Source organism: Streptomyces malaysiense, from assembly GCF_000980885.2.
GTDB lineage: Bacteria > Actinomycetota > Actinomycetes > Streptomycetales > Streptomycetaceae > Streptomyces > Streptomyces malaysiense.
In genome coordinates this window covers 1-918 of the sequence record NZ_LBDA02000213.1, presented here as the reverse complement: position 1 = coordinate 918, position 918 = coordinate 1, and the positions used below count along the sequence as shown (strand labels likewise).

Below are 918 nucleotides of genomic sequence, written 5' to 3'. Positions count from 1 at the left end.
GGACCTTCTTGGCGCCGCCGGCCAGGTGCTTGGCGGCGTCCTCGCGCTTGGTGAAGATGCCGGTCGACTCGATGACGATGTCGACGCCCAGCTCGCCCCAGGGGATGTCGGCCGGGTTGCGCTCGGACAGCACCTTGATGGTGTGGCCGTCGACGGTGATCGTGTCGGCGGTGTGGGAGACCTCCTGCTTGAGGCGACCCAGGATCGTGTCGTACTTGAGCAGGTGGGCCGTGGTGGCCGTGTCACCCAGGTCGTTGACAGCCACAACCTCGATGTCCGCACCCTGCTCCAGCAGTGCGCGGAAGTAGTTACGGCCGATGCGGCCGAAGCCGTTGATGCCTACGCGGATCGTCACGAACCGATCTCCTCGTTGGTACGCCGACCACGCGAGCCGGCGAGCTCTGTTTGGGATGTCCCCGACCACCACCGACCCTACCTCTCCGCGACCCCCTCGGTGACATCGAGATGACGCATACATGGGCAGGCGTTCCGTACCTGGCAGTAGAGGTACGGACCGTCTCGGATCGGCAGTTGATTCACCCGTTTTTGCTATCGAATGTCGCCCCTTATTGACGTCGATGTCACTCGTTCGTGAGCGGGTCGGCTCACCTGTTGACTACCCCGATTCCGCACCGTTGATGGGGGCTCCGCTCACCTGTGGTATGAGCACTCCGGTTCGGCCGGAAGCGGGCATACGAAAGCCGGTACCGAAACCCCTCGGACGGGGTCCGGCACCGGCGTGTCGATGCGGGTCGGATCAGCCGGCCAGGTTGTCCGCCAGCTCCTCCGACAGATTGGCCTCCGTGCTCGGGATGCCCAGATCCGAGGCGCGCTTGTCGGCCATGGCCAGCAGCCGGCGGATCCGGCCCGCGACCGCGTCCTTGGTCAGCGGCGGGTCGGCGAGCGCGCCCAGCTCCT

General features: G+C 65.9%; 1 protein-coding gene and 1 pseudogene. Both read right to left on the bottom strand.

Annotated features, from left to right (window positions below; translation table 11 throughout):
* On the bottom strand, positions 1-355 hold a 355-nt coding region (locus VT52_RS34995; protein ID WP_240510050.1), incomplete at its 3' end, for a glyceraldehyde 3-phosphate dehydrogenase NAD-binding domain-containing protein.
* Between the two features lie 402 nt (positions 356-757).
* A pseudogene (locus VT52_RS34990) lies at positions 758-918 on the bottom strand (DNA-binding protein WhiA); the annotation flags it as partial.